Here is a 3,266-nt window from a genome sequence, read left to right on the forward strand (position 1 = left end):
CGTGGAACACCAGGAATCGCGCAACCCCTTGCTGCTGGCGGCCAAGACCGAGGCCCTGATGAGCTGGAGCGAGCTGATCCGGCTCGACCGCGGCACCGACGACGAAGTCGACCCCAACGCAACCGCAGCAGCCAACGACATGGACACGCTGTCGCTGGCACGCGGCGAACAGACCACGGCCTCGCGCATCAAGTTCGATCTGGACCTGCCCAGTGCATCGGCCGACGACCTTCCGCTCGGTCCCGGGCGCAAAACACCCGAATGGAACTGGCGCCGCCGCGTGCTCCAACCCGACCACTGCGCGCTGCAATGCTCGGTCGCGCGGCCCGGCACGCCCTACGTGCCTCCACAGGCACTGCGGGCCACGGCCCGGCGCGTGCGGCGGCGCCTGGAAGTGCTGCGTGCCGCGCCACGCTGGCAAGGCGGTCAGACACTGGGTGACGAATTCGACATCGACGCGTGGGTGCGTTTTCAAACCGAAGCCCGCAGCGGCGTGCAGCACAGCGACTCACCGCCCGTCTACATCCGTCGCCAGCGCGGTGAGCGAAGCCTCGCGACGCTGCTCTTGGCCGACTTGTCTCTGTCCACCGACGCCTACGCCACATCGAACGCCCGCGTGATCGACGTCATCCGCGACGCGCTGTACGTGTTTGGCGAAGCGCTGTCGGGCACAGGGGATGCGTTTGAAATGCTGGGCTTCAGTTCGGTGCGGCGACAGCATGTGCGCATCCAGCACATCAAGGGCTTCGGCGAGCGCTGGAACGACACCGTGCGCTCGCGCGTGGGGGCCCTCAAACCAGGTTTCTATACCCGCATGGGCGCGGCGCTGCGCGATGCCACCCGGCGCCTGGGCGCACGCCCCGAGCGGCAGCGCCTTTTGCTGGTGCTGACCGATGGCAAGCCCAACGACCTCGACATCTACGAGGGCCGCTACGGACTCGAAGACACGCGCCATGCCGTGCAAGAGGCGCGCGATGCGGGCCTGACACCCTTTTGCGTCACCATCGACCATGAAGCCCACGAATATCTGCCCATGCTGTTCGGCAGCCAGGGCTATGCACTGGTGCGCCGCCCTCAGGATCTCGTGCAGCGACTGACCCAGGCCTGGGTCACCCTGGCGCGCTGAGCACCCTGCGCCTCTGCCGCTCAACCCAAGCCCGGCGGCTCGGCCCGCACGTCGGCATCGCAGCCGGCACCTGCCGCCACCCAGCGCCGTGCCAGCCACACTTGTAGACGCACGGCCAACGGGTGCGTCCAGCCTGTCACGTCGCCTGGCTCTGCCACCATGCCGCACAGATAACGTTGCTGGACGGCGCTCCAGCGCAGCGCCGCGCAAGTCCCGGAGCGGCGGCGCGACACCCACATTCCCAGCGGACAAGGCACTGACAGGCAACACAAGCCACATCCGTTGCAGGGTGCGCCCGTTGCCGGCTTCGCGGGGGCATCTGCCTGCAACCAGACGACGGACGAGGCATGGGACCGGTGGGAACGCATGGAGCAAAATCAGTGGAAGCTAGAGTATGACCGCGCCACGACGCCACAAGTGGCGTACGAATGAGAGCGCACCAAAGGCAGGCAACACGCCTCGCCGCCGACACGGCCAAAAGTAGTTTCCGCGATTGCCCACGGAATCCTCACAGAAAAACGCCCCGCGCCGCCAGAGCAACGGGGGCTGAAGTCCGATCACGATGATCGGAAGGGGGGAACTCAGACAGAAAGAGCGGGCTTCAGCAACCTGCAGGGCGGTTCGGGCGCATGGGCACGATCCCTGTGACGCGCAAAGTGGCGTTGGAGCCATCCGTGGCAGTAAGGGTCTTGCCCGAGAACCGGACTTGATCGCTGTCGCGGTTCACCGAAGTATCCGAAGCCTCACCGCTGGCGTATTCCTTGCCGTCGAAGGTCAGGAACGCCTGGAACAGCCCGGTAGCATCGGGCCGGTAGCGAATGTCGCCAAAGGCGGTGGCAGATGAGCCGACCTTGTTGGCGCCGTCGAACCGGAATGCACACAACTCGGGCACGGAACCGATGGGATTGTGCTTCTCCACATCGGTCAGATTCAGGGCGCCGTTGCCGTACACGCCATTGAGGCCGTCAACCGTGGCGCTGGTCACGGTCAGCACGCCCGGTTCGTTGCTGGGCGTGGGGTCATCGTCATTGCCTCCGCCGCAGGCGGCGAGAAACACGGTGGCGGCAGCGAGGGCGCTACAGGTCTTGAAAAGGGAATTCATGGTGATAGGCGTCCGTAGGTGTTGATGGAGGAATGGGGCGCTAAAACGGCTCCAGGCCCCTGAACGCAATCCTAGGAACCCCCTTCTGCACACTGCGTGCGCCATGTTCCGCGCCGCGCGTAGGACATCGGCGGACAGCGCTGTGCGTTACAGCCGAGCCCGCCTGCTACCGCGCCCACAGCGCCGTCAGCGCGCTGCGTGCCCGGCTGCACCACCTTGTGGGACAGGTTTTTACGGCACGAAGGGCAGCCTCAACCCGCCGGCGCCACCTTGAAATCTGCCCCCTGGGCGTACGTTTTGCGGACGGCGGGGTGCTGACGCCGACTTCGGCGCTACCTTCGATGAGCCGAGCCTCTGCGGGGCTGCGCGCCGACAGCCTCCTGCCCCGGAGGCAGGCCTGCCCGGCGTGCTGCATTTCACGCGGCGGGGATTCACCGTGCCGACGCGGACGCGGGCCTGGTATGTAATCGCTGGAGCTTCGCCGATCCCTTGTACCTCCATGCCTGTACTCCACCGCCCCCACGCCTCTTCGCCACCAGCCTCCGCGCGGCAGCGGCTGTGGCAGGAACTCGATCTGCTGTGCCGCCTGGGACTGGGGCTCGCGCCCATCGCGCCGGATGTCTGTGCGGTGCTGCGCGCACTCGTTGGCGCAGAAGCGGCGGCCCTGTTCTGGCTGGACGAGCACGGCCTGCCCGAAGGTTTTTTCCACGAGGACTCACCCGCACCGGCGCAGGACCTGTTCCTCAACGAATTCGAGCGCCTGTTCGTCGGCGAGGGTGAAACCAACGTGGTTGCTCTCGCCCGGGCAGACGGCCCCGCAGTGGGCCGCCTCCTCGCGCCCGATGCGCGGTACTTTCGCTCCAACACCTACAACCTGCTCATCCGCGCGGGAGGCCACCACCACACGCTGGACCTGCGCGTGGAAGCGCAGGGCCGCACGCGCGCTGTGCTGCTGCTGTTTCGCGCGCAAGGCAGGGCTTTTGGCGCGGCGGATGCAGCGCTGCTGGAGCGCGCATCAGCCAGCCTGCAACGCGCCTT

General features: G+C 66.8%; 3 protein-coding genes and 1 pseudogene. 2 read left to right on the top strand and 2 right to left on the bottom strand.

What is annotated here, in order from left to right:
* The coding region (locus tag ACDELDRAFT_RS20495; RefSeq protein ID WP_040330151.1) for a nitric oxide reductase activation protein NorD at window positions 1-1,126 on the top strand (1,126 nt) is incomplete at its 5' end.
* 20 nt (window positions 1,127-1,146) lie between these two features.
* On the opposite strand, the gene ACDELDRAFT_RS26125 is transcribed toward ACDELDRAFT_RS20495, so the two are convergent.
* Both ACDELDRAFT_RS26125 and ACDELDRAFT_RS20505 read right to left on the bottom strand, forming a co-directional pair.
* Entirely contained in the window at window positions 1,147-1,365 is a 219-nt protein-coding gene (locus ACDELDRAFT_RS26125; RefSeq protein WP_005799998.1) for a hypothetical protein, read from the bottom strand.
* A gap of 362 nt (window positions 1,366-1,727) precedes the next feature.
* The gene (locus ACDELDRAFT_RS20505; RefSeq protein ID WP_005799999.1) at window positions 1,728-2,228 is read right to left on the bottom strand and encodes a hypothetical protein; all 501 of its coding nucleotides are present in this window, start codon (window positions 2,226-2,228) and stop codon (window positions 1,728-1,730) included.
* Between the two features lie 499 nt (window positions 2,229-2,727).
* Here ACDELDRAFT_RS20505 and ACDELDRAFT_RS20510 point away from each other — a divergent pair.
* Window positions 2,728-3,266, top strand: a pseudogene (locus ACDELDRAFT_RS20510) (hypothetical protein); the annotation flags it as partial.

It is taken from the genome of Acidovorax delafieldii 2AN (genome assembly GCF_000175235.1).
Taxonomy (GTDB): Bacteria; Pseudomonadota; Gammaproteobacteria; order Burkholderiales; family Burkholderiaceae_C; genus Acidovorax; species Acidovorax delafieldii_B.